Origin of the sequence: Vibrio glycogenivorans (genome assembly GCF_051660965.1) — a bacterium.
GTDB lineage: Bacteria > Pseudomonadota > Gammaproteobacteria > Enterobacterales > Vibrionaceae > Vibrio.
Map to the genome: position 1 here is coordinate 550,529 of NZ_JBPVIS010000001.1, position 23,959 is coordinate 574,487.

General features: G+C 51.1%; 21 protein-coding genes and 1 tRNA gene. 10 read left to right on the top strand and 12 right to left on the bottom strand.

Features of this window, described 5'->3' with window-relative positions; all coding sequences use genetic code 11:
- Positions 1–388 precede the first annotated feature (388 nt).
- Positions 389–465: transfer RNA gene (locus ACSTTG_RS02570), tRNA-Pro, on the bottom strand.
- A gap of 269 nt (positions 466–734) precedes the next feature.
- On the opposite strand from ACSTTG_RS02570, the gene ACSTTG_RS02575 reads away from it, so the two are divergent.
- The 3 genes from ACSTTG_RS02575 to rluF all read left to right on the top strand — a co-directional run bounded on the left by ACSTTG_RS02575 (position 735) and on the right by rluF (position 2,753).
- Positions 735–875 (top strand): DUF3149 domain-containing protein, encoded by a 141-nt coding sequence (locus tag ACSTTG_RS02575; protein ID WP_438458864.1) that lies wholly within the window; start codon positions 735–737, stop codon positions 873–875.
- A gap of 132 nt (positions 876–1,007) precedes the next feature.
- Positions 1,008–1,589: a DNA endonuclease SmrA gene (gene smrA, locus ACSTTG_RS02580; RefSeq protein ID WP_438458865.1), complete on the top strand. Its 582-nt coding sequence runs from the start codon at positions 1,008–1,010 to the stop codon at positions 1,587–1,589.
- Positions 1,590–1,697: 108 nt separating this feature from the next.
- Positions 1,698–2,753 (top strand): 23S rRNA pseudouridine(2604) synthase RluF, encoded by a 1,056-nt coding sequence (gene rluF / locus ACSTTG_RS02585; RefSeq protein ID WP_438473705.1) that lies wholly within the window; start codon positions 1,698–1,700, stop codon positions 2,751–2,753.
- Between the two features lie 62 nt (positions 2,754–2,815).
- On the opposite strand, the gene upp is transcribed toward rluF, so the two are convergent.
- Complete coding sequence (gene upp, locus ACSTTG_RS02590) at positions 2,816–3,442, bottom strand: uracil phosphoribosyltransferase (RefSeq protein WP_438458867.1); 627 nt, start codon at positions 3,440–3,442, stop codon at positions 2,816–2,818.
- Positions 3,443–3,768: 326 nt separating this feature from the next.
- Between upp and purM the strand changes: the two genes are divergently transcribed.
- Positions 3,769–4,809 (top strand): phosphoribosylformylglycinamidine cyclo-ligase, encoded by a 1,041-nt coding sequence (gene purM, locus ACSTTG_RS02595; protein ID WP_438458868.1) that lies wholly within the window; start codon positions 3,769–3,771, stop codon positions 4,807–4,809.
- Positions 4,810–4,811: 2 nt separating this feature from the next.
- Complete coding sequence (gene purN, locus ACSTTG_RS02600; RefSeq protein ID WP_438458869.1) at positions 4,812–5,450, top strand: phosphoribosylglycinamide formyltransferase; 639 nt, start codon at positions 4,812–4,814, stop codon at positions 5,448–5,450.
- Positions 5,451–5,591: 141 nt separating this feature from the next.
- Here the strand turns inward: purN and ACSTTG_RS02605 are convergent, their stop codons facing one another.
- Positions 5,592–6,434 (bottom strand): class II glutamine amidotransferase, encoded by an 843-nt coding sequence (locus tag ACSTTG_RS02605; protein ID WP_438458870.1) that lies wholly within the window; start codon positions 6,432–6,434, stop codon positions 5,592–5,594.
- Between the two features lie 40 nt (positions 6,435–6,474).
- Positions 6,475–7,053: a D-sedoheptulose 7-phosphate isomerase gene (gene lpcA, locus ACSTTG_RS02610; RefSeq protein ID WP_438458871.1), complete on the bottom strand. Its 579-nt coding sequence runs from the start codon at positions 7,051–7,053 to the stop codon at positions 6,475–6,477.
- Positions 7,054–7,350: 297 nt separating this feature from the next.
- Between lpcA and fadE the strand changes: the two genes are divergently transcribed.
- Positions 7,351–9,795 carry an acyl-CoA dehydrogenase FadE gene (gene fadE / locus ACSTTG_RS02615; protein ID WP_438473707.1) on the top strand — a complete coding sequence of 815 codons (2,445 nt, stop codon included), beginning with the start codon at positions 7,351–7,353 and terminating at the stop codon, positions 9,793–9,795.
- 169 nt (positions 9,796–9,964) lie between these two features.
- Here the strand turns inward: fadE and ACSTTG_RS02620 are convergent, their stop codons facing one another.
- Complete coding sequence (locus tag ACSTTG_RS02620; protein WP_438473709.1) at positions 9,965–11,212, bottom strand: TIGR03503 family protein; 1,248 nt, start codon at positions 11,210–11,212, stop codon at positions 9,965–9,967.
- 8 nt (positions 11,213–11,220) lie between these two features.
- A complete protein-coding gene (dnaQ, locus tag ACSTTG_RS02625; protein WP_438473710.1) occupies positions 11,221–11,973 on the bottom strand; it encodes a DNA polymerase III subunit epsilon in 753 nt (250 codons plus the stop codon).
- A 91-nt stretch (positions 11,974–12,064) separates the two neighbouring features.
- Between dnaQ and rnhA the strand changes: the two genes are divergently transcribed.
- Entirely contained in the window at positions 12,065–12,526 is a 462-nt protein-coding gene (gene rnhA, locus ACSTTG_RS02630; RefSeq protein WP_438458875.1) for a ribonuclease HI, read from the top strand.
- 77 nt (positions 12,527–12,603) lie between these two features.
- Here rnhA and ACSTTG_RS02635 read toward each other — a convergent pair whose 3' ends face one another.
- Positions 12,604–13,344 carry a class I SAM-dependent methyltransferase gene (locus tag ACSTTG_RS02635; RefSeq protein WP_438458876.1) on the bottom strand — a complete coding sequence of 247 codons (741 nt, stop codon included), beginning with the start codon at positions 13,342–13,344 and terminating at the stop codon, positions 12,604–12,606.
- A gap of 30 nt (positions 13,345–13,374) precedes the next feature.
- On the opposite strand from ACSTTG_RS02635, the gene gloB reads away from it, so the two are divergent.
- The 3 genes from gloB to ACSTTG_RS02650 all read left to right on the top strand — a co-directional run bounded on the left by gloB (position 13,375) and on the right by ACSTTG_RS02650 (position 16,513).
- Positions 13,375–14,133, top strand: coding sequence for a hydroxyacylglutathione hydrolase (gloB, locus tag ACSTTG_RS02640; RefSeq protein ID WP_438458877.1), 759 nt, complete (start codon positions 13,375–13,377; stop codon positions 14,131–14,133).
- Between the two features lie 71 nt (positions 14,134–14,204).
- Complete coding sequence (locus ACSTTG_RS02645) at positions 14,205–15,827, top strand: LysM peptidoglycan-binding domain-containing protein (RefSeq protein ID WP_438473711.1); 1,623 nt, start codon at positions 14,205–14,207, stop codon at positions 15,825–15,827.
- Positions 15,824–16,513, top strand: coding sequence for a YIP1 family protein (locus ACSTTG_RS02650; protein ID WP_438473712.1), 690 nt, complete (start codon positions 15,824–15,826; stop codon positions 16,511–16,513). The genes ACSTTG_RS02645 and ACSTTG_RS02650 overlap by 4 nt, the downstream gene beginning before the upstream one ends.
- Here ACSTTG_RS02650 and ACSTTG_RS02655 read toward each other — a convergent pair.
- From ACSTTG_RS02655 to dnaE, 5 genes are all read right to left on the bottom strand, one after another.
- Positions 16,510–17,340, bottom strand: a complete 831-nt coding sequence (locus tag ACSTTG_RS02655) for an endonuclease/exonuclease/phosphatase family protein (protein WP_438473713.1) — start codon at positions 17,338–17,340, stop codon at positions 16,510–16,512. The genes ACSTTG_RS02650 and ACSTTG_RS02655 overlap by 4 nt on opposite strands.
- A gap of 148 nt (positions 17,341–17,488) precedes the next feature.
- Positions 17,489–17,827 (bottom strand): nitrogen regulatory protein P-II, encoded by a 339-nt coding sequence (gene glnB / locus ACSTTG_RS02660; RefSeq protein WP_438458881.1) that lies wholly within the window; start codon positions 17,825–17,827, stop codon positions 17,489–17,491.
- 223 nt (positions 17,828–18,050) lie between these two features.
- On the bottom strand, positions 18,051–19,358 hold the full coding sequence (gene tilS / locus ACSTTG_RS02665) for a tRNA lysidine(34) synthetase TilS (RefSeq protein WP_438458882.1): 1,308 nt from the start codon (positions 19,356–19,358) through the stop codon (positions 18,051–18,053).
- 66 nt (positions 19,359–19,424) lie between these two features.
- Positions 19,425–20,384 carry an acetyl-CoA carboxylase carboxyl transferase subunit alpha gene (gene accA / locus ACSTTG_RS02670; protein ID WP_438458883.1) on the bottom strand — a complete coding sequence of 320 codons (960 nt, stop codon included), beginning with the start codon at positions 20,382–20,384 and terminating at the stop codon, positions 19,425–19,427.
- 53 nt (positions 20,385–20,437) lie between these two features.
- On the bottom strand, positions 20,438–23,917 hold the full coding sequence (gene dnaE, locus ACSTTG_RS02675; RefSeq protein ID WP_438458884.1) for a DNA polymerase III subunit alpha: 3,480 nt from the start codon (positions 23,915–23,917) through the stop codon (positions 20,438–20,440).
- Between the last annotated feature and the right edge of the window lie 42 nt (positions 23,918–23,959).

The following is a 23,959-nucleotide window of genomic DNA, read 5'->3' on the forward strand; positions in this document are numbered from 1 at the left end:
AGTACGGGCTATCGCCCTACGGGGAGCGAGTGGTTTTTTAGAATCGAGAGGCGGGAGTCGAGAAGCGAGATTGATCGTCGCGCGCTTTACTCCCTAAGTGCACTTTTTAGAGAGTCAAAGTCTGTCAGGGATGTGCTATATGAAGAATGGTTTTCTTACGGGAGAAGTTCTAGGCGACTTGGTTAAAGAAACAAGAAAAGGCTATCAGTAGCTTAAAGCACTGTAAAAACTTTATGAGGGTCGAAAGCTATCAGCGCAGACCCTCGCAACGAAGTGTACCCGCTCCTCGGAACGCAGTGTAACCCGCCGCCTCGTTCTCGCTTCTCGCCTCTCGTTTCTCGCCTCTAGAAACGACGAAACCCTGCAACAAGTGCAGGGTTTCTGAAGGTGGTCGGTGAAGAGGGATTCGAACCCCCGACCCTCTGGTCCCAAACCAGATGCGCTACCAAACTGCGCTATTCACCGAGATTATCCGTTCGTGAGCTTGGCGTCTGTGACGTTGTCGCCTCACCGGATGGATGCGTATAATACGGAGTTTCTTAGCGAGCGCAAGCCCTTTTGCATAAAAAAATCACCCCAACCGTTCAACTGGTTACAAAAACAACAAAATGTGATTCGGCCCGCATTGCACCATATTGATAATATACACCCCATTAACAATTGATCTAGATCATCCACACATTCCACTCAAAGCGATAACTTACTTGCTGTCTTCGCTACTTGGAGAGAGAAACATGGAACTATGGCTTGACTTGCTGTTTGGCAACGCGATAGGACTTGCTTCAATGTTAGTCATTTTCGCCGCCTTCAGTTTGATGCTCTTTTACGGTGGTTTCTTTATCTACAAGGTTTTGAACGACAAATCTCCTCACTAAGTTGCTTTGCCAACATTCACAATGAATACCGCATAGCACCGGATTAGATCCTGTATCTAATCCGGTTTTTATTATCATTCTGGCTCGCATTTCGTATACTCGGGTAAACGAATTTTAAATGGATTATCAGCTATGAGTCACGATGATGATCTCCTGCTTTTTCAGCAGATGATGGGCGATGTCAAACCCATTCACCAAGATACCGCCGAGCATAAAAAGACCGTTCAAGTTACCGATGCCCAACTGGCTAAGCGTGAGGCAGCAGAATGGCTTACCGAGCAAGACCCTGAATATCTGTCGCTTGATCATGCCCCGATGCTCAAACCTGAGGATATTATTGAGTTTAAGCGTGATGGCGTCCAAGAAGGCGTGTTTCGCAAACTGCGTCTGGGCAAGTACCCGATCCAAGCGCGCCTTGACCTGCATCGTCGTACGCTTAAAGAGGGTCGCGATGAGGTGGTTAAGTTTCTCAAGCAATGTATTCGGATGGACATACGCACCGTGATTATCGTCCATGGGCGCGGCGAGCGCTCCAACCCGCCTGCACTGATGAAAAGCTATGTCGCGAGTTGGCTAACACAAATTAAAGATGTTCAGTGTGTCCACAGCACTCAGCGCTTTCATGGTGGCACTGGCGCGGTTTATGTGCTGTTGCGTAAAAGCGCAGACAAGAAAACGGAAAATCGTGAGCGTCACCAAAAACGGTTAGGTTAAGCGCCCCACCGGTGGTAAACTCTTGCCCCTAAATTTTTCAGAGCTGGGCCGCTCTTAGCCAGAGCGTCCCCTCTAACACCGCCGTTGTGAAACGTTAGGAGCAACAACATGTCACAAGATAACGCCAAGCGCCTGAATAAATACATTAGCGAGACGGGCTTTTGCTCTCGTCGCGAAGCCGACAAACTGATTGAGCAGGGTCGTGTCACCATTAATGGCGCAAAGCCTGAGGTCGGCACCAAGGTACTCCCTGGCGACGATGTCTGTATTGATGGTAAACCTGTGCGCAGCAAACAGCGCCCGATCTACATCGCGCTTAACAAGCCAACCGGTATTACCTGTACCACCGAGCGTGATGTACCGGGTAACATCGTCGATTTTGTTGGTTTGAATCAGCGTATTTTTCCTATCGGTCGCTTGGATAAACCCTCCGATGGTCTGATTTTCCTGACTAATGATGGTGATATCGTCAATAAGATCCTGCGCGCGGGCAACAACCACGAAAAAGAGTACGTGGTGCGTGTCGATAAGCCGATCACCCAAGCGTTTATCGACAAAATGTCCTCGGGCGTTGAGATCCTCGATACCGTGACCCTGCCATGCACCGTAACCAAAGAGACCAAATATTCGTTCCGTATCGTGCTCACTCAAGGTCTGAACCGTCAGATCCGCCGCATGTGTGAGGCGCTCGGCTACGAGGTGTTCAAACTGCGTCGCGTACGAATCATGAACATCAGCCTCGATGGGATCCCCAATGGCCAATGGCGCTATATGAGCGAGCAAGAGGTCGCGCAGATCCTTGCCATGTGCGAAGGCTCGGTTGGTACTGAAGAGGCCTCGAAGGTCGATGGTAAGGGCAAACGCATCCGCCGTGCGACCGATGCTAAGCTGTATGACAGCCGAGAAGAAAACCAAGAATCTAAGGCGCGTCGTAACCAGAAGCCGCGTACCTTTAAAGGTCGCAATGCTGAGGAGTTTCGTCACGCGCCTAACTCAAAGCGTGGTCGCCATGGCTCAAATGAAGGCAGTTCAAAACGCAGAGACGGCTCCACGGGCAATAGTCAAGGTGCAAGTAAAGGCAAAACCTACTTTAAGCCAAGTGATAACGGTGCTAGTAAACCATCCAAGTCACGCCGCCCAGGTACACTAAGCCTTAAAAAGTAGTCGCATTAAAAAAGGAGCCAACAGGCTCCTTTTTCGTTACACAATGAAGTGTGCAATAGACTTTACTTAGTGCCGAAGATCTTGTCACCCGCATCGCCAAGACCAGGAACAATATAGCCCTTGTCATTCAATTTCTCGTCGATAGCCGCTGTGTACAACTCAACCTCTGGGTGCGCTTTTTCGAGGGCTGCAATCCCTTCAGGCGCAGCAACGAGAACCAGTACTTTAATGTGCTTACAGCCCTTCTCTTTAAGCAGATCGATAGTCGCAATCATCGAACCACCCGTCGCGAGCATTGGGTCAACCACCAGCGCGATACGCTCATCGATGTGTGACGCTAGCTTGTTAAAGTAAGGCACGGGTTCAAGCGTCTCTTCGTCACGATAGATACCCACCACGCTGATACGAGCGCTTGGCATGTGCTCAAGGACACCATCCATCATACCCAGACCGGCACGCAGGATAGGCACAACGGTGACCTTCTTACCCTTGATCTGCTCAACTTCTACCGGACCATTCCAACCGTCAATGGTGACTTTTTCAGTCTCAAAATCGGCGGTTGCTTCATAGGTCAGCAAGCTACCAACCTCTGTGGCTAACTCACGAAAACGCTTTGTGCTGATGTCCCCCTCACGCATCAAACCAACTTTATGTTTAACAAGAGGGTGCTTAACTTCAACAACTTTCATTTTCTTCTCCGACTAATTGAGTAAACCCTGAGATTATAACCCGATTTCAACAAAAAAGGGCAGGAATTAAGCACTTTAGCCATCACAGCAGCGATTCGTTTCAAAGCCGCGACAAAGCGAATCCTTGCGCTTGAGATTGACACTCTCCTACCTATCGATCACTGAGCAGTAACCTCTTCTTCACTTCGTTTTGACAAGCGATTTGTCGACTTTTTTGCAATCATGCCATGGGCGGAAAAAACTTTGCGCAAACGTTTGCTCTTTAGGTTTAAGCGCTGTTAGAATAGCGCCGTTTTCACATCCAACTAACTACCGAGGATTTCTCCGTGAGTGGTAATAACACATCTCTTAGCTACAAAGACGCTGGTGTAGACATCGATGCGGGTAACGCATTAGTTGATCGTATTAAAGGTGCGGTAAAACGTACTCGTCGTCCTGAAGTCATGGGCGGCATTGGCGGCTTTGGTGCTCTTTGTGAGCTTCCAACCAAATACAAAGAGCCTGTTTTGGTATCGGGTACTGACGGCGTAGGCACAAAGCTTCGTCTTGCACTTGATCTAAACAAGCACGACACGATTGGTATCGACTTGGTAGCAATGTGTGTGAACGACCTTATCGTTCAAGGTGCTGAGCCACTATTCTTCCTAGATTACTACGCAACGGGCAAACTGGATGTTGATACCGCAGCAGACGTAGTAACCGGTATCGCTGATGGCTGTATCCAAGCAGGTTGTTCACTGATCGGTGGTGAAACCGCTGAAATGCCTGGCATGTACGAAGGTGATGACTACGATGTTGCAGGCTTCTGTGTTGGCGTGGTTGAAAAATCACAAGTTATCGATGGCTCAAAAGTCGCTGCAGGTGATGCACTGATCGCTGTTGGCTCTAGCGGTCCACACTCTAACGGTTACTCACTGATCCGTAAGGTACTGGAAGTATCTGGCGCAGACAAAGGTGAGATGCTAGAAGGTCGCACCATTGGTGAGCACCTACTAGAACCAACCAAAATCTACATCAAGTCGGCACTGAAGATGATTGAGCAGCACGATATCCATGCTATCTCACACATCACTGGTGGCGGCTTCTGGGAGAATATCCCTCGCGTACTTCCACAAGGCACTAAAGCTGTGGTTGACGGCAACAGCTGGGAGTGGCCTGCCATCTTCAAATGGCTACAAGAAAAAGGCAACGTTGAGACGCACGAAATGTACCGCACATTCAACTGTGGCGTGGGTCTGATTGTTGCCCTACCAAAAGACCAAGCCGATGCAGCTGTTGAACTGCTAAAAGCAGAAGGCGAAAACGCTTGGGTTATCGGTGAGATTGCTTCTGCACAAGAAGGTGAAGAGCAAGTCGAGATCAACTAGGCATGAAAAGTATTGTTGTTTTAGTTTCAGGGAATGGTTCTAACTTGCAAGCGATTATTGATGCCTGCAAGACCAACATCAATGATGGCAAAGTTACCGCTGTTTTTTCAAACAAAGCAACAGCTTATGCCCTAGATAGAGCAAAGGCAGCCGGCGCGGCTGCCAACTTCCTCGACCCTGATGCCTTTGAGACTCGTGACGGATTCGATACCGAGTTGATGCGTCAAATCGATGAGTATAAGCCGGACCTAGTGATTCTGGCTGGCTACATGCGTATCCTAAGTGGTGAATTTGTTCGCCACTATTTAGGTCGCATGATCAATATCCATCCTTCTCTGCTGCCTAAATACCCAGGACTTAATACCTACCAGCGTGCTATTCACGCCGGTGATGAAGAGCACGGTACCAGTGTCCACTTTGTCACAGAGCAGCTCGATGGCGGCCCGGTGATCCTGCAAGCTAAGGTGCCTATCTTCGATGAAGACACCGTCGCCACGCTAACCGAGCGAGTCCAGACCCAAGAGCATAAGATCTATCCTATGGTCGCTAAATGGTTTGTAGAGGACCGCTTGGAAATGCGCCAAGGTAAAGCCTTCCTCGATGGCGAGCAACTGGGCATTCACGGCTACGCTGCTGACTGATATCCCCTAATTTCAAAAAAGGCAGTGATTCCACTGCCTTTTTTAGGTTCGAGGTGCGGGTTTCACTTCGTTCCGAGGTACGAGTAAATCACCACGCGCGACAAACTCCTCGATACTCGCACCTCGCTCCCCGCCAACTTTTTAAAGCGGCTTCGTCGGTGACTGATCCCCAGGCTTCGCAGCAGCAAACTCAACATCAATCAAATCTTCGCTATTACTATCAACCAGTTCACCAAAATGGAACAAACCGAACTCGCCTGGTTTCATGCGTTGCCAGTGTTCGTCGTCGGTCAATGGCTGGGTAGCAATCACGGATACCACATCATTGGGTGTGGTTTCTTCTTGGAAATTGATCGTCACCTCTTCATCAATCAGCGAGGCCTCACCGAAAGGGGCGCGCCTGGTGATCCAATAGAGATGGTTGGTGCAGAAGGTCATTAGATATTCGCCGTTTGACAGCAGCATGTTGAACACACCGAGGTCGCGAAGCTGTCCACAACACGTGGCGAGATAACGAAACACCTCTTCCATGCTCTGTGGCGGCTCAGGAAAACGCTGTTCCATCTGATTGAGTAGCCAACAAAACGCCAGCTCACTGTCGGTTTGACCCACTGTACGATGACGACCTGTATCTAAGTGCTGATAGTCGCTCAGTTGGCCATTGTGAGCAAACGTCCAGTAGTGCCCCCAAAGCTCACGTGTAAACGGGTGGGTGTTCTCTAGCTTGACGCCACCACGGTTGGCTTGACGAATATGGCTTATCACCGCACAGCTCTTAATTGGGTAGTTTTGTACCAACTCAGCAATCTTCGACTGACTGCTTGGCTTGGGGTCTTTGAAAGTACGAAAGCCCTTACCCTCGTAAAAGGTAATCCCCCAGCCATCACGATGCGGCCCGGTATTACCTCCACGCTGCATCAAACCGGTAAAACTAAAACAGATATCCGTTGGCACATTGGCGCTCATCCCGAGCAATTCACACATTTTTTCCTACAACTCCTAATGCTTGCGGGCGCTTTCTGGCTTACGCCGCCATCTCTTTTTCGATCAATTGAATCACGATATGAATAATTTTGATGTGGATCTCTTGAATACGATCGGCATAGCCAAAGTGTGGTACACGGATCTCAACATCGGCTAACCCCGCCATTGCGCCACCATCTTTACCAGTTAGTGCAATGGTCTTCATCCCTTTGGCTTTTGCCGCCTCAATGGCCTTCAACACGTTTGCTGAGTTGCCAGAGGTGGATAGACCAAACAGCACATCACCCTGACGACCCACAGCTTCGACATAGCGTGAGAACACGTAATCATAGCCAAAATCGTTACTCACACAGGAAAGGTGACTCGGATCAGAGATCGCTATGCCTGCATAACCCGGACGATTTTCACGGTAACGGCCAGTCAGCTCTTCGGCAAAGTGCATCGCATCACAGTGCGAGCCTCCGTTACCACAAGACAACACTTTACCATCTTGCTTAAATGAGTCGGCAATCATCTTCGCGGCAGCCTCAATCTGAGCAATGTTGTGCTCATCATTCAGGAACTGGTTGAGGACATCAGCAGCTTCAGTCAATTCACTTTTGATTAAGTCTTGGTACATAGGGCATCTCTTGCTGGTTATTTGTATTGGCCATCTTGGCTTGTATTTCGAGTTTACCCATTCAAACGGTGGTGTCGATAGCCGCGGTGAAAGAAACAGCAAATTCTTCACCACTTCGTGGCTTAGCGAGTATTTTTCAAACTTTCTTGTGACGCCCTACACTTCAACAAAACTGGAACTGATCACTTTTTGGCCTATTTGTACTTGATGAGAATGTTATCAAAATGTTTACTATAGTTACTGGTAAGACCAGTAACTATCGATAAATAACTCACTTGGCCCCAGTAAGGAAACCGTATGCTTGTGATACTCTCAATCACTGTTGTCCTCACCACTCTCGCCGTGGCGCTCTACCACCGCCTGCCTTTAACCAAGACCGTCGCCATCACTTCCATCGCGATGGTGCTTATGACGCTTTTGGGCTCACTTGGCGCAGTCAGTTGGGGTATCTATCTCGCCGTTGTGATGCTGGCCTTGCTACCACCACTGCGCTGGCAAGTTTGTTCGCGTAAAGCGTTAGCCTTGTTTCGTCAGGTGCTACCACCGATGTCACAAACAGAAAAAGAAGCCCTCGATGCCGGGACGATTTGGTGGGAGTCTCAGCTGTTTCGGGGCAAGCCTGACTGGTCTCAACTCAATGCAATCCCAAGCCCCAAACTGACTCAAGAAGAACAGGCTTTTTTGGATGGTCCAGTGCATAAAGTCTGCGCCATGGTCAATGACTTTGAAGTCACCCATGAACTGGCCGACTTGCCCCCTGAGGTTTGGCAATTCCTCAAAGAGCACAAGTTCTTCGCCATGATCATCAAAAAACAATACGGGGGACTGGAGTTCTCAGCCTACGCCCAATCGTTAGTACTACAAAAGCTCAGCGGCGTATCGGCCGTATTAGCCTCGACCGTCGGCGTGCCCAACTCACTAGGGCCTGGGGAGTTGCTGCAACACTATGGCACCCGAGAACAAAAAGACCACTATTTGCCAAGGCTTGCCACCGGCCAAGAGATCCCCTGCTTTGCTTTGACCAGCCCAGAGGCTGGCTCCGATGCTGGCTCAATCCCGGATTACGGCATTGTCTGCCATGGTCAATGGCAGGGAAAAGAGGTGCTTGGCATGCGACTGACGTGGAGCAAACGCTATATCACCCTTGCCCCGATCGCGACCGTGTTAGGCTTAGCCTTTAAACTGCGTGACCCAGATGGCTTGCTTGGCGATCAAGTCGAACTCGGCATTACCTGCGCGTTGATCCCCACCGATCTTAATGGTGTCGAGATTGGTCAGCGTCATTTTCCCCTCAACATCCCGTTTCAAAACGGCCCAACGCGCGCAACAGACTTGTTTGTCCCGCTCGACTTTATTATCGGCGGGCCGAAAATGGCCGGCCAAGGCTGGCGAATGCTAGTGGAGTGCTTATCAGTAGGTCGCGGCATCACCCTGCCCTCGACCACCACCGGCGCGATCAAGACCGCAGCGATTGCCACCGGAGCCTACGCCCGCATCCGTCGTCAGTTCAAGCAGCCCATTGGTCACCTTGAGGGAATTGAAGCGCCACTGGCACGCCTGGCCGGTAATGCCTATATGATGGATGCAGCGGGAACACTGACCGTTGCAGGGATTGACCTTGGGCAGAAGCCGTCGGTGATATCGGCCATCGTTAAGTATCACTGTACTCACCGTAGCCAGCAAGGCGCTATCGATGCGATGGATATTGTTGGCGGTAAGGGGATCTGTCTTGGCCCGGCGAACTTTCTCGCTCGCGGTTATCAAGGGGCCCCCATCAGCGTCACCGTCGAAGGGGCGAACATCCTCACCCGTTCAATGATCATCTATGGCCAAGGTGCCATTCGTTGCCATCCTTACTTGCTGGATGAAATGGCCGCAGCGCACAGTCAAGCAGAGGATGCATTGACTAAGTTCGACGCCGCCTTAATGGGGCATGTGGGCTTTGCGCTGAGTAATCTAGTGCGCAGCTTTTGGTTAAGCCTTGCTGATGGTCGTGGCTCCGAAGCACCTTTTTCTGATCGCACCCAGCGCTATTATCAGCAACTCAATCGCTACAGTGCCAACCTAGCCTTGCTTTCAGACATTGCTATGCTCACCTTGGGCGGCTCATTAAAACGCAAAGAACGCATCTCTGCTCGACTTGGCGACATCCTCAGTCAAATGTACCTATGCTCAGCCAGCTTGAAACGCTTTGATATGGAGGGCAGACCAGAGGCGGACCTGCCACTGCTCACTTGGGGTATCCAAGATAGCCTACATAAAATTGAGATTGCCATTGATAAGCTGCTGGCTAACTTGCCAAACCCACTATTTGGTCGGCTGCTGCGCCCGATACTGCTACCATTTGGCCGGGTGCGTCGCCCACCAAGCGATCGACTTGAACATAAGGTGGCTCACCTCCTCCAGCACCCTAATCAAACCCGCGAGCGACTTGGTCGTTATCAGTACCTAGACCCGAGCGCGGATAACCCGGCCGGGAAAGTCAATGCTGCGCTGATGCTGATCCTCAAAGCTGAGCCGCTATTTAATAAAGTGTGTAAATCGCGTAACGAGCGCCGAGCTTTCGTCGGCTTGGACCTTGTCGCTGAACTGGGATTGAAGGATGGCATACTTAACCAGGAAGAGGCACAGCTATTGCGCGAAGCTGAGGCCGCACGCCTTGAGACCATCAATGTTGATGAGTTTGATCCCAAGGCACTGGCGACGGGTGTGCGTTCGCGTCGCCTCATTGATGTCGCGTGAATGATGTCGCGTGAATGATGTCGCGTGATAGCGACGTGATTGCGCATTACTGCTCACAGGCTTGACACGAACCCTAGTCTATACCCATGTAATTTCCAGACACCGCTTCAGCGAGGTTTGCATGGGTATAAGGGTTGCCAAGCTTGGGCCAGCCTCATATGACCTAATGTTAATTGGGTAGATCGATCTCCATCGCTTCTTTTAGCTGGCGTCTTGCCTGAAGGCGACGGGTCACCAACCAGATCAACAAGCCTAACCCTACCACCGCCATATTGCCGATCATCACCCAGAGCAAGGCTCGCTGGCGCGCCTGAGCGCGAGCGTCCAACACCAGTTGCTGCTGGCGCAATTTTTGCCGAGCTTCCAGTTCCGCATCCTGTACTCGGCGCATTTCATCAAGGTTAATCCCCTCAGTGACTGAGTAATTACGCGGCGCAAACCGGAACGTCAACGGACGCTTGGTGGCCATATCAGTGGCAAAAACATCCGCACGCCATTGGTAGGTACCAATAACGCCAAGATTGGGAATATCAAGATCGAGATGAGCTACATCCTCCGCCGCGCTAGCAGAGAAGTGGCTGAGATTTTCATCAGGATCGAGGTGTTCAACCTTAACCGCCAACGATCCTCGCTCGACCATCCCATTCTCACCATCAATGATCACGCGGTGTGGTTCTTCATTGTTACGAGATTGTTGGAGCAGCATCTCAATTGGACTTGGATAAACCAACACCTCTTGCTCTATCGCGCGCAAGAACACCCCATTACCCGAGGTAATACGCGCGCGATACTTACCCGGCTCTGGGGTAATTGGCAATGCAACCGTAAAGCTGCCATCACCCGCGACTTCATCCAGCCCCTGACCATCATCAGCAAACTCGCCAATCACTTCTGGCAGCGGCTTTGCGAGATTGTCTAGGCTTTGCTCATTCTCAACATAACGGGTAAAGGTCACTCTGAGATTCACTCGCTCAAGAAAGTCGCGCTCTGTAACAGGCTCACCATCGGACGTCAGCTGAGCGGTGAATTTGATCTCTTCACCCTGATACAATCGCGCAGGCAAAACGTCCGCCTCAAGCGCAAGCTCAGAGATCAGCAGAACTTTGTTTTGTTGCGATACCTTGCCCACCGCCTGCCAAGGCCCTGGCATTGGGTTGTCAATTGAGACAATATCCATCGCGGACTCTTTGTGCCAACGCACACCGTCCTCTTGCTTCCAGGCGTAATATTTTCGGCCATCGGGGCGCACCAAGACCACAGGTTGGGTCTGCGCCTCGCGATAAACGACAAAGGTGATCTGTTCAATCGAGGGATCGACACGAAAGCGGTTATCCAACAGGGACACCGAGCTGGTTGGGCTCGCCAGGCCTAAGCTACTAAAAAATAGACCAATCAAGGCAAAAACAGCCGCTTTCATATTCTCTCCTACTGACGCCAAAGACACGTACCACCTTTTTCAACTAGATCCAATCTAGCTTGGTGGGCATCTAGTTCATCGGCAGAAGCCCGCACAACCTTTAGCGCTTTTCGAGCTGTAACGCGACGAATGTCTTCACCGCCACCGGCCCCCTCGCTCGCGCCTGCGTTAAACTGCAGTGCGGTCTGACCACCGGTCATGGCCAAATACACATCCGCCAGGATCTCCGCATCGAGCAATGCCCCGTGCAGCACACGGGCGGAAGTATCTATGGTGTAGTGCTTGGCCAAAGAGTCGAGGTTTTTACGCGCCGGCATATTTGGCATGCGTTTGGCCATCGCGAGCGTATCGGTGACCTTACACAGCTCATCGGTGCTGCGATTGCCTGGATTGAGCAGGCGGAACTCGTGATCCATAAAGCCGACGTCGAAGGGCGCGTTGTGCGCCACCAGCTCAGCACCGGAGATAAAGTCGACAAACTCCTGGTGGATCTGGTGGTAATCCGGCTTGTCACGCAGGAACTCATCAGTGATACCGTGAACCTCAACCGCATCCGGTTGGATCTCTCGATCTGGCTTGAGATAGACGTGGAAGTGACGCCCGGTCAATTTACGGTTAATGATCTCAACCGCACCGATTTCAATAATGCGGTGCCCCTCATAATGAGGACCACCCTCACGGTTCATACCTGTGGTCTCGGTATCGAGAACCACGATTCGATGCGGGGTAGAATTTGTCGTGGAATTGTCGCTGGTATTCATATCAATTTGTGTGTCAGACTATGTAAACAAAGGGCATTTGACGCCCAACCCAGTCTCTCTAAGTAAACGCTGACAACTATAGTACCAAATCATGACTAAACTCGTGGAAATTTTCACAGACGGCTCTTGCCTCGGCAATCCAGGACCTGGCGGATACGGCATTGTCCTGCGCTATAAACAAACCGAGAAAAACCTCGCTAAAGGCTACACCCTCACCACAAATAACCGCATGGAAATGCTCGCCGCGGTGGTGGCCTTACAAACTCTCAAAGAGCCTTGCCAGGTAATTTTGACCACCGATAGCCAATACGTGCGTCAGGGTATTACTCAGTGGATCCATAACTGGAAAAAGCGTGGCTGGAAGACGGCAGATAAAAAGCCGGTCAAAAACGCAGACCTCTGGCAAGCACTGGACAAGGAAACCCAGCGCCACCAAGTGGACTGGCGGTGGGTAAAAGGTCATGCGGGTCATCGCGAGAACGAGATATGTGATGAGCTAGCGCGTACTGCAGCCGAAAACCCAACCGATATCGACACCGGTTATCAGGCATAGACTCCGTCGTGCCAAACGCTCTTGAAGAACAGCGCTCTTGAAGAATAACGCTCTTGACGAATAGCGCTCTTGATAGATTATGTTGAAGACTTGTCTGAGCGGACCTTGGAGTAATTCACCAGCGGCGATAAACGCCGCTTCAGGTGCCAATGAGGTTTGATCGGTTTAAGCGGACAGGTGCGCTTGCGGGCGACGATGAAATACAAGCTGCCAATTGGCCGACACCAATCCCCCAGGCTATTTTCAAGCCAAGTCCAAAACGGCCGGTGATACTGGTAGGGAAACACGGCGTACCGGTCGCACTCAATCACTTCGTAATTCAGTACGCCAAGCCAATCTTTGATCCTTGATGGCGTAAACATGCGCCCGCTCCAAGGCAGATTTCTCTTGCGCCACGGCATTAGGCTTGAGATCCCGGTGAGACTGAGCGGGTTAAAGCCGGTCAGGATTAAGTAGCCGTCATCCATCATCACCCTGTCTATCTCACGCAGCAAGCGATGCGGGTCATCACAAAAGTCTAGTTGATGGGCTAAGATCACTGCATCAAAGCTTTTTTCGATGAACGGCAGCTCGAAATTATCAGCGATAACACTTGCCAAGGGATTTTCGCGATCAAGGGTAACTTGATGTTGAATATTACACTGACAACTGGCAAGCTCACTACTGAGACCACCAAGTTTAAGTAAGTGATAGCCAAACAATTTTGGGCACCATTCATCGAGTCTGGTCTGCACGGACTCGAGGACCCATTGGCCATTTTGGAGTTCGTCCCAAGTATTGGGCTGTTTCAGTTCCTTTTTACTGCGCGCTGGCTTCATCCGTAACCCATGTCATCTAGAGATTCAACTATGTTACATGTCAAAAGCATACCTGCATTTAGCGACAATTACATCTGGCTTATTCAAAATAGCCAAGCTGGATGCGCGGTGGTTGACCCCGGTGACGCAAAGCCGGTGCTCGATTACCTCACCAAGCACCAGCTCGAGCTTGAAGTGATCCTGATTACCCACCACCACCACGACCATATTGGCGGTGTGGCTGAGCTAGTACGCCAATTTCCCAATGTTGATGTTCTTGGCCCGCTCAATGAACCGATTCCAACCGTCACCCAGACCTTACAGGGTGGCGACCAATTTGAGCTGTTCGGCGAGCGCTTCTTAGTACTTGACCTTGCAGGCCACACCGCGGGCCACATTGGTGTTGTGGGTGATGGTAAATTGTTCTGTGGTGATGTGCTGTTTTCCGCCGGCTGTGGCCGAGTCTTTGAGGGCACCATGGAGCAGATGTGGCAATCTTTAGACAAGCTTGCTCAACTGCCGGGTGAAACCGAGGTCTACTGTGCCCATGAATATACCTTAAGCAATATCGCCTTTGCCCTCGCTGTTGAGCCAGAGAACCCACACCTTTTAAGCTATCGTGACGAGGTTATTCGTCTGCGCGGGCTAGAGCGACCAACACTGCCAAGCACTATAGAGCAAGAAAAACGCATCAATCCCTTCCTGCGCCTTGAAGAGGACAGCGTGATAAAATCTGTGATAAATCGCACACCTACCAGTACGCCGTTGGCGGTTTTTACCGCGCTGCGTGAGTGGAAAAATGAATTTTGACAATCATTCACTTGCCTAGAAGGGAGTGACGAAAGTATCATTTGCAGCCGTTTTTCTAAAAGGCTGTATCCATGCGAATACTCATTAGTGGTCTATTGGGAACGATTCTGGTTGGTTGCCAGCTCGCTCCCTCTACTGACTCTGACTCACAAAAGCAACAAAAACCTCAAGACGACGTGAGCCAATCAGTGGAGTCGTCCACATCCTCAAGTGACGAAGTCACTCCATCATCGGCACAAGATGATGAGACCGATGCTTTAGAGACTGAAGCTATCGCTGAGGAGAAGCAGCCAGAGCCTGTTATTACCCCTCAATCCCAAGAGGACGTGTGGCAGCGGATGGCAATGCAATTTGAGATGGAGGTCCCTGACCATAAGACGGTTAACTACTACCGTACTTGGTACCTTAAGCACCCAAGTCACCTGAGAACCGTCTCTCAACGTGCCCAGCCGTTTATGCACCTTATCGTCGAAAAGATTGAAGAGCGCGGTCTGCCACTAGAATTGGCACTTTTGCCGATCGTCGAAAGCTCTTTTGATGCGTTTGCTTACTCACACGGTCGTGCTGCAGGTCTGTGGCAGTTTGTACCTGCAACGGGCAAAGCAATGGGCCTGGAACAAAACTTCTGGTACGACGGTCGCCGTGATGTGGCGGCATCGACTGACGCAGCCTTGAATTACCTCGCCCAACAACACCGACGCTTTGGTGATTGGAGCCACGCAATTGCAGCCTACAACAGCGGCGGTGGTCGCCTGAATAGCGCCATCCGTCAAAACCGCAATGCCGGCAAGCCAACCGACTTCTTCTCTTTGGATCTGCCTAAAGAGACCAGCGGCTATGTACCGAAACTACTTGCGTTAGCTGACGTGATCGCTAACCAAGAAAAATACGGCATTGAGATCCCGGCGATCCCGAACCAAAAAGTCGTTACCCTTGTTGACCCAAAAGAGCAGCTTGATCTCGCGGTCGCTGCTGAGTATGCAGGTATCAGTGTTAAGCAGCTGCAAAGCCTGAACCCAGCCTACAACCAATGGTCAACCGCACCAGAAGAGCATCACAAACTGCTACTACCGACCAGCGCTGTCGCGCAGTTCGAGCAGAGCCTAGATGAGAACCGTGGTAAAGGTGTGCGTCTGGTACGCTACCAAGTTCAATCTGGTGATAGCCTGAGCGTGATCGCTCAGCGCCACAATACCACCACCAGCGTGATCCGTACGGCGAATGGTCTGAGCGACAACAACATCCGTATCGGCCAGTACCTAATGGTGCCAAATTCAGTCAAAGATGAGCAAGAGTATCAATTGACCGCGAATAACCGCCTGCGTAGCACTCAGTCGCAGTCACGTGGTCAGTATAAGATCGATCACGTTGTGAAAAGTGGTGAGAGCCTATGGACCATTGCACGCCAGCACAAGGTCTCCTACCGCTCGCTCGCCCAGTGGAATGGTATGGCGCCAAATGACACGCTGCGAGTAGGTCAAAATCTGGTGGTTTGGAAGGACGGTAAAGAAGGCGCTATTATCCGCACTGTGGTGTACAACGTGCGCTCGGGCGATACCATCAGTGGTATTGCTAGCCGCTTCAAAGTTAGAAGCAGCGACGTGGTGAAATGGAACAACCTTCATGGCGAGAAATACCTCCAACCAGGCCAGCGCCTGACCCTGTATGTCGATGTGACTAAGGTGAGTGTATGAGCCCATCAAGCAACCCGCTGGTGATGCTGTTAGATATCTTCCGTGCACCATCGGCCTGCTTTCTCGCGCTTTATCAACGCGGGGCTTGGGGTTGGCAACCTTACATTTTCTTGATTTTGAGCCCCTTCCTGTTTTGGGGCGCATACTTCGACTTGGCCGACTTCGAGGCGATGCGTCAGGTTCTGGTTAGCCAGTTACCCAACGCGACGCCTGAGCAGATCGCGCAAATCGATGCTAACACCTTAATGGCAAGCGAGATCATCAGTGATGTCTTTGGTCGCACCCTGACCATCATTATGCTCGCAATGTGGTTTAATCTCGCGACTAAAAATAACCAGTTACAACTGGGTTTCTGGAAATGGTTTGCCGCCGCTAGCGTGATGATCTTCCCGGCTGTGCTCGGTGATCTTGCCAGCTACGTGAGTGTGCTACTCCAGCACGGGGATGTGATGATTTATGCCGCTGACCTCAACAGCCTTAATGGGCTGATCAAGCTGCCACTAGGGCACAGCTGGGCGCAGTTTAGTAGTGCCTTTCCTCTGCTGATGCCATGGTATATTGTGCTTGGCTACGCGGCACTCGGCACCTGGACTCAGCTTGAGCGCGGCCCCGCGCTGGTGATTGCCACCCTTCCTTGGGTTGCTTTCTATGCCATTTGGGCGCTGTATATTCTGCTGTTGGGTTAAAGTCGGAATCGAGCCAATAACGGGTTATGATCGGAGGCGTCTGTTTCAGGCGCCTCTGCGCTTTCTAGGGTTAACCCGCGATAATAGATATGATCAAGCGCCAGCCCGGTAATAAATTCCGTGCGCGCATCTGGCGTAAACGTCGCCGCCACCAACCCCATTCTTTCAACAGCCTCCTGCATCACCGCCATCCGATCCTGACTCCAGCTATTAAAATCTCCGCCTAATATGACCGGCCCCGGGTGGGACTCCAGCTCTGCAGTCAATCGCTCTATCTGAGTACGATACTCATGGGTCCCATAGGTAAAGTTAATCGCGTGGATATTAACCACCGCTAATTCACGGCCATCCGACAATGGGTAGGTCGCATACAAGCCAGATTTTGGCAGGCGCAACCAAGGTTCGACCTCGATATAGGCGCAAGCCCGAGAAGGCAGTTCTCGTGCAAGGTTCAAAACCCCTGCAGAGGTATCAAACACCTTAAACGCATCAACAGCATTACCATTCCAATCACTGGCGTTGATCCATTGACGCAACTCATCAGTCAAGCTGGCTTCTTGCAGCAAAACTAGATCGCTGCCTTGACTATAGCGCTCTAGGCTCGCTTGCCAATTGGCCCGGTTTTGCTTGTAGATATTCCACACTAGTACCTCTAGCTGACCATCTCGATCAAGCGCCACTGGTTGGTTGTTTTGATAACACTGTAACTGGTGCTGTCCATCTTGAGGCGCATCAAGAACCACAAGCTTGGGCGTTGCGGCCGCGGTAAAGATCAACTCAAAACTCATGCTGGCAATACCAAGGCCAACAATGAGCAAAAACATCATTTTCAAATCCCAATGTCCCCCATAAAGCTAATGTCTTAATTGATAACCAACTAACCCTAGCACAAACAAAAAGGGAGCTCGCGCTCCCTTTGATAATAAATGGTCAATTTTTCAACGGCTTTATCTGCCGACAAACTGGACTCAGCGGCTAGATCGCTTCCTCGTCTTCTTCACCGGTACGGATACGCACGATACGCTCGATATCAGTCACAAAGATCTTACCATCACCAATCTTACCCGTTTGTGCCGTTTCAATAATGGTATCAACACACTGATCAACCACGTCAGCGCCGACCACGATTTCCAATTTCACTTTAGGCAGAAAATCCACCATGTACTCGGCACCGCGGTAGAGTTCAGTGTGACCTTTTTGACGTCCAAAGCCTTTTACCTCAGAAACAGTCATCCCCGTGATCCCCACTTCCGCTAGTGCTTCACGCACATCATCAAGTTTAAATGGCTTGATGATCGCTTCAATTTTTTTCATTTTTAGTCCCTTGAGCCTATTTTGGTTGGGGTTATTATATACCCGTGCTTCAACAAGATGCAGCATTGTTGCAGATTTATTTGAACTAGGCTGTCATCAAACCTCGCTCTTGGGCCTCATACCTGGGCTACCCCCGCCTGAGTGGGCGTAGTCGGCAACATCGATTCACTCACAGAGCAAGTCTCAGAGTAAGACGTTTCCCTCAAACGGACAAAGGGTTTAATTACTTTGTCCAAATCAGCTCACACTCTTGTCCCGCAAAATGCCTATCTATAAACAGATCCGCCACCGCCACGACCGTCTGATCACACATCACAATCGGCGTACGGCGGCGCTGCCAACTCGGCACGCCATACTCTTGAAAGAGTTTCTTTAGCTTACGGCTATGACCACGCTCCTGCGGATGCGCGCTCAGACCTGTAGGGTCAAAGGTAATGCGCCATTGCTCGGTTGCATCGGGGACGCGCAATGACCCAAGTTGACTGCGGGCGAGCGTTAGCTGACCTAGATTATCCGGCAACATAACTGGTTGCTCGAGCTGCAATTGAGCGCTCCAGTCGCTAACATCGGCAGTGACTTGCACCCAATACAGAGCCCCCTGAAAGCGCCTCACCGTGCCCTTTGAGAGCTTTAACTCCGGGTTAGCATCCACGCCTGCACAAGCAACCGAATGCCAAAGCTGATCCATTTGTGCCTCACTTGGCATGCGCTCACCACAAGCTTCCAACCACATTCGCAGCAGGCGATTTTGATACGCTCGGCTCTTATTGATGATTGGGGGAAGCATCAGGCCGCCAAATTCATTGCAGTCAGCGGTCAGTTGCTCACCAAGCAACTCATCGATCAACGCTTCTTGCTCTGCGCACAGCCTTGCCGAACGCGCACTGGCCTCAAGGATTCCAGGCCATCGCTGTTTAAGGATCGGCGTAATTTGATGACGTAAAAAGTTGCGATCAAAGCGAACATCTTGATTGCTTTCATCCTCAACCCAACTCAAAGCCTGGCTCTGGGCGTAATCGTGCAGTGCCTCACGTGAGAGGGCCAATAAGGGCCGCACTAACCAACCACTGGCAAAAGGCATCATGCTTGGCATTGAGGCCAGTCCTTTCGGGCCGCTGCCGCGCTTGAGCGCCAGTAACAAGGTCTCAAGCTGATCATCCCCATGCTGTCCGGTAACCACTAGGGTTTGCGGCGTGACCTGAGCACGCAGCGCCTGGTAGCGAGCGTCGCGAGCAAGCTGTTCGATGCTCTGTCCTTGAGAGGTATCAAGTTGCACATGCGCAACAGTTAGCTCGACAGCCAACTCGGCACAGAGACGCTGACACTGCTGCGCCCAGTGATCGGCATTGGCGCTCAGGCCATGATGCACATGCAAGGCCCGACATTGGATGCCAAGCCGCTGTGCAAGCCGCGCGCACAAATGCAATAGAACCACCGAATCAAGCCCACCGCTGAGTGCCACCAGCAACTGGCTATCCGATTGAATATGGGGCTGCATATCGGCGTCAAACACCGCCTCAACGTTACTCATGGTTATTCATCTCATTCAAAAAAAAGGGCTGGCCTTAGCCAACCCTTGTGTTCTGTCACAATGTGCTTAACAGTAGCCGTAGCTCATCAAGCGCTGGTAGCGACGCTCAAGTAGTGACTCATTATCAAATTGCTCCAGCTCAGCCAGCTGTGCAAGCAACTGCGATTTCATCGCCTCAGCAACCGCCGGATAATCACGATGCGCGCCGCCAAGTGGCTCCTCGATAATATTATCAATCAACTCAAGCTCTTTCAGACGCGGCGCGGTCAGTCCCATCGCCTCTGCGGCCTGAGGGGCTTTCTCTGCATCACGCCACAAAATCGATGCACAACCCTCTGGGGAGATCACCGAATAAGTCGAGTACTGCAGCATATTCACGTAATCACCCACACCAATAGCCAGTGCGCCGCCTGAGCCACCTTCACCAACGACGTTACAAATCACTGGCACTTTCAAACCCGCCATTACCTTCAGGTTAGTGGCAATCGCCTCTGATTGACCACGCTCTTCAGCGCCAACCCCAGGGTAAGCACCTGCGGTGTCAATAAAGGTAATGATCGGCATGTTAAAACGCTCAGCCATTTGCATTAAGCGCAACGCCTTGCGGTAGCCCTCTGGTTTCGGCATACCAAAGTTACGTTTCACCTTATCCTTGGTTTCACGTCCCTTCTGATGCCCAATCACCATCACAGGTCGCCCCTCTAATCGTGCAATACCGCCAACAATCGCTTTGTCGTCGGCGTAGGCGCGATCGCCTGCAAGCTCATCGAACTCAGTGAAGATATGCTCGATATAGTCTAGCGTGTAGGGACGCTGTGGGTGGCGAGCCAACTGCGCTGTCTGCCAAGCAGTCAAGTCGCTAAAAGTCTTTTGCTTGAGTTCTAAGCTCTTCTTTTCAAGCTGTTGGATCTCTTTATCTAGGTCCACAGCGCTCTCGCCGCCGTGACGAGTGACATCACGCAGAGCTTCAATCTTGGCTTCTAATTCTGCAATCGGCTTTTCAAATTCTAAAAAAGTTAGGCTCATCTATAGATCCTTGTTTACTCGATTTACCGCAACGTTATCCGTGACAGTCGAGGTTAGTGAAATTCGAGTTCTACCTGGTGCTTACCAAGTAGCTGTTTTAATTCGTCTAGTAAGGTATCACTTGGGGTCACACGCCATTGGGTGCCCATGGTAATACGCGCACGTGCATCAGACCGCTGATAGTATACATGGACTGGCACTGTACCGGCCCTATGTGGTTCTAATATCTGGCTAAAGCGCTCAAAAAATGTGTCATTGATCTGTGATTGGTTAATAGAAATGGACAGACCACGGGCGTACTTCTCACGCGCCGACCCCAGGTCCATAACCTCGCGCGCAGACATTTTAAGTCCACCGTTGAAGTCATCAAAGCTGACCTGTCCAGAAACCACCAAAATTTTGTCTTGTTCCAATAAATCAGCATACTTTTCAAGCGCATCAGAGAACAGCATCACCTCCATCCGACCACTTCGATCATCAAGAGTCATAATCCCGATACGGGTCCCGCGCTTGGTGGTCATCACACGTGAGGCGATAACCAGTCCTGCTACGGTCACGCTCTGGTCGCGACGGGTTGGGGTGGCATCTTTGAGTCGGCAACTGGTGTACTTACCTAGCTCTTTGAGGTACTCATTGACTGGGTGGCCGGTCAAATATAGCCCTAGGGTACTACGCTCACCCTCAAGCCAGACCTTTTCAGGCCATGGTGGAACTTGTGTGTATTTGTGCTCAACCTCATCAGGCGCGTCAGTTAACACGCCAAACATATCACTCTGACCAAACGCCTCAGCTTGGTGGTGCTGCGCCGCCGCCTTAACCGCGTCATCCAGCGATGCCATCAAAGCGGCACGATGCGGGCCTAAGCGGTCTAGCGCGCCTGCATAGATCAGCTTCTCAATCACGCGCTTATTGACCTTTTTAAGATCAATCCGTGCACAGAAATCAAACAGATCTTTAAAGTGACCGTCTTTTTCTCGCGCTTCTAAGATAGCGTCAATCGGCCCCTCACCAACCCCTTTGATCGCCCCAATACCGTAAACAATTGCGCCTTTTTCATCGACGTTAAAGCGATATAAGCCCGAGTTAATATCTGGTGGCAATACCGTCAGCTTCATGCGCAAACATTCATCCACCAGACCAACCACCTTCTCGGTGTTGTCCATATCAGCGGTCATTACCGCCGCCATAAACTCCGCCGGGTAGTGGGTTTTAAGCCACAGGGTTTGATAGGAAACCAGAGCATAAGCAGCTGAGTGAGATTTGTTAAAGCCGTAGCCGGCGAACTTCTCCACCAAGTCGAAGATTTTCATCGCCAACTCGCCGTCTACGCCATTCTTAACCGCGCCATCCTCAAACGTTGCACGCTGTTTGGCCATCTCTTCTGGTTTTTTCTTACCCATTGCACGGCGCAGCATATCTGCACCACCCAAGGTATAGCCAGATAGGACCTGGGCAATCTGCATTACCTGCTCTTGGTACAAGATGATGCCGTAGGTCGGGTCAAGGATCTCTTTGAGCGACTCGTGCTGCCATTTTTCGTCTGGGTAAGAGATCGCCTCACGACCATGCTTACGGTCAATGAAGTTATCTACCATGCCTGACTGAAGTGGACCAGGACGGAAGAGCGCAACCAGTGCGATGATGTCCTCAAAACAGTCTGGCTGCAGGCGCTTGATCAGCTCTTTCATCCCGCGCGATTCAAGCTGGAATACCGCCGTCGTCTCCGAGTTCTGCAAAAGGCGGAACGATGCCTCATCCTCCAGTGGAATCGACTCAATCCGCACCGGCTCAATCCCCTCTCGCTCAAGGCGTGGGTTGATAAGGCCGAGCGCCCAGTCAATGATGGTTAGGGTTCTTAGGCCCAAGAAGTCAAACTTGACCAGGCCTGCGGTCTCTACATCGTTCTTATCGAACTGAGTAACCGGGAAGTGACCCTCAGCATCGGCATAAATCGGCGCAAAATCGGTGATCGTGGTGGGTGAGATCACCACGCCCCCGGCGTGTTTACCTGCGTTACGTGTGCACCCTTCAAGAATACGACACATATCAATCAGGTCTTTAACCTCCTCATCGCGCTCATAGAGCTCAGGCAGCGCCGGTTCAGCCTTGAAAGCTTTTTCCAGCGTCATACCAGGATCAGGTGGGATCAGTTTCGAGATGCGATCGACAAAGCCAAATGGATGACCCAGCACACGGCCAACATCACGGATCACCGCCTTGGCCGCCATGGTACCAAAGGTGATGATCTGCGATACCGCGTCACGACCGTACATTTCGGCGACGTGGTCAATCACCTGATCACGCTTATCCATACAGAAGTCGACATCAAAATCGGGCATCGAGACACGTTCTGGGTTCAAAAAGCGCTCAAACAGCAGGTCGTATTCAAGTGGGTCCAAGTCAGTAATTTTCAGTGCGTAAGCCACCAACGAGCCCGCACCCGAGCCACGCCCAGGGCCAACCGGAATATCATTATCCTTAGACCACTGAATAAACTCCATTACGATCAGGAAGTAACCAGGGAACCCCATCTGGTTGATCACCTGCAGTTCAATCTCCAGGCGTTCATCGTACTCAGGACGCTTTTCCAATCGCACCTGTGGATCGGGGAACAGAAACTCAAGGCGCTCTTCTAGCCCCTCTTGCGACTTTTTCACCAAGAAGTCGGTTTCCAGCATGCCCTCGGTTGGGAACTCAGGTAGGAAGTACTCGCCAAGGCGCACCGTGACATTACAACGCTTGGCAATCTCGACACTGTTCTCCAGCGCCTCTGGAATATCGGCAAACAGCTCGCACATTTCCTGCTCGCTACGCAGGTACTGTTGTGGGCTGTAGTTTTTTGGTCGACGCGGATCATCTAAGGTGTAGCCATCATGGATGGCCACGCGAATCTCATGCGCATCAAACAAATCTTGGTCGATAAACACCACATCGTTGGTGGCAACAACAGGCAGCTGATGGTGCTCGGCGAACTCTAGGGCGAAGTGCAGGTAACTCTCTTCATCGGCGCGACCGGTGCGCGTCAGCTCAAGGTAAAAGCGGTCGGCAAAATGCTGCTGATAAAACTCAGCACATTGCGCAGCCAGTGCTTGGTTGCCCTTGAGCAGCGCTCGACCGATCTCGCCCTCTTTACCGCCAGAGAGCAAAATCAAACCCTTCGCATACTTGGCAAGCCACGCCTTATCCAACACCGGCTTATGCTGAACATGACCGCGCAGGTACGCTTCTGAAATCAAGATGGTGAGATTCTTGTAGCCTTCGTTGTCGGCAGCGAGGACCGTGAGTGACGTCAACTCATCGCCAAACTCCTCTGACTGAACCGCAAAGTCAGCACCGATGATCGGCTTGATACCTTTGCCGTGCGCATTGCCATAAAATTTTACCAACCCACATAAGTTGGTGAAGTCAGTCAATGCCATCGCTGGCATGCCAAGCTCAGCGACTTTACTCACCAAGGGTGGGACTTTGTTAATTCCATCCACCATGGAAAAGTCACTATGAATGCGAAGGTGTATAAACTTTGGGTCTGCCATTAAACGGTCCGGTTACTGTCTATCTTGGATCGATGCTCATGA

Excerpts from the sequence above, each read along its gene's own strand:
- ACSTTG_RS02575 (WP_438458864.1), top strand. The coding sequence starts at position 735 with ATGGAACTATGGCTTGACTTGCTGTTTGGCAACGCGATAGGACTTGCT.
- smrA (WP_438458865.1), top strand. The coding sequence starts at position 1,008 with ATGAGTCACGATGATGATCTCCTGCTTTTTCAGCAGATGATGGGCGAT.
- rluF (WP_438473705.1), top strand. The coding sequence starts at position 1,698 with ATGTCACAAGATAACGCCAAGCGCCTGAATAAATACATTAGCGAGACG.
- upp (WP_438458867.1), bottom strand. The coding sequence starts at position 3,442 with ATGAAAGTTGTTGAAGTTAAGCACCCTCTTGTTAAACATAAAGTTGGT.
- purN (WP_438458869.1), top strand. The coding sequence starts at position 4,812 with ATGAAAAGTATTGTTGTTTTAGTTTCAGGGAATGGTTCTAACTTGCAA.
- ACSTTG_RS02605 (WP_438458870.1), bottom strand. The coding sequence starts at position 6,434 with ATGTGTGAATTGCTCGGGATGAGCGCCAATGTGCCAACGGATATCTGT.
- lpcA (WP_438458871.1), bottom strand. The coding sequence starts at position 7,053 with ATGTACCAAGACTTAATCAAAAGTGAATTGACTGAAGCTGCTGATGTC.
- fadE (WP_438473707.1), top strand. The coding sequence starts at position 7,351 with ATGCTTGTGATACTCTCAATCACTGTTGTCCTCACCACTCTCGCCGTG.
- ACSTTG_RS02620 (WP_438473709.1), bottom strand. The coding sequence starts at position 11,212 with ATGAAAGCGGCTGTTTTTGCCTTGATTGGTCTATTTTTTAGTAGCTTA.
- dnaQ (WP_438473710.1), bottom strand. The coding sequence starts at position 11,973 with ATGAATACCAGCGACAATTCCACGACAAATTCTACCCCGCATCGAATC.
- rnhA (WP_438458875.1), top strand. The coding sequence starts at position 12,065 with ATGACTAAACTCGTGGAAATTTTCACAGACGGCTCTTGCCTCGGCAAT.
- ACSTTG_RS02635 (WP_438458876.1), bottom strand. The coding sequence starts at position 13,344 with ATGAAGCCAGCGCGCAGTAAAAAGGAACTGAAACAGCCCAATACTTGG.
- gloB (WP_438458877.1), top strand. The coding sequence starts at position 13,375 with ATGTTACATGTCAAAAGCATACCTGCATTTAGCGACAATTACATCTGG.
- ACSTTG_RS02645 (WP_438473711.1), top strand. The coding sequence starts at position 14,205 with ATGCGAATACTCATTAGTGGTCTATTGGGAACGATTCTGGTTGGTTGC.
- ACSTTG_RS02650 (WP_438473712.1), top strand. The coding sequence starts at position 15,824 with ATGAGCCCATCAAGCAACCCGCTGGTGATGCTGTTAGATATCTTCCGT.
- ACSTTG_RS02655 (WP_438473713.1), bottom strand. The coding sequence starts at position 17,340 with ATGATGTTTTTGCTCATTGTTGGCCTTGGTATTGCCAGCATGAGTTTT.
- glnB (WP_438458881.1), bottom strand. The coding sequence starts at position 17,827 with ATGAAAAAAATTGAAGCGATCATCAAGCCATTTAAACTTGATGATGTG.
- tilS (WP_438458882.1), bottom strand. The coding sequence starts at position 19,358 with ATGAGTAACGTTGAGGCGGTGTTTGACGCCGATATGCAGCCCCATATT.
- accA (WP_438458883.1), bottom strand. The coding sequence starts at position 20,384 with ATGAGCCTAACTTTTTTAGAATTTGAAAAGCCGATTGCAGAATTAGAA.
- dnaE (WP_438458884.1), bottom strand. The coding sequence starts at position 23,917 with ATGGCAGACCCAAAGTTTATACACCTTCGCATTCATAGTGACTTTTCC.